This window comes from Psychrobacter sp. TB20-MNA-CIBAN-0197 (genome assembly GCF_040309765.1).
GTDB classification, from domain to species: Bacteria; Pseudomonadota; Gammaproteobacteria; order Pseudomonadales; family Moraxellaceae; genus Psychrobacter; species Psychrobacter submarinus.
Genome location: NZ_JBEOPC010001520.1, coordinates 1 through 229, shown reverse-complemented (window position 1 = coordinate 229; position 229 = coordinate 1). Strand labels below are relative to the sequence as shown.

At 43.2% G+C, this 229-nt stretch carries 1 protein-coding gene; it reads right to left on the bottom strand.

Going from position 1 to position 229, the window contains the following annotated elements; translation table 11 throughout:
* The coding region (locus AAEY83_RS19055) for a hypothetical protein (RefSeq protein ID WP_351061852.1) at positions 1 to 229 on the bottom strand (229 nt) is incomplete at both ends.

Below are 229 nucleotides of genomic sequence, written 5' to 3'. Positions count from 1 at the left end.
GAACCTTGTGGCTTTAAAACGAACATACCCACTAGACCAGTATCAGCGTGAGAACTATATGCCGCAGCACCATTTTCATGAAAAGCGACGTCACCAATGACTGATATGTATAACCGTTTACCTTGCTTGGTTCGTACCTCCAGTTGTCTATCAATCTCTATGCAATATCCGCTTTGATGCGGTGTTTCTTCGCCAGATGATGAACCGTTATTAGCCATAATACCTTGAC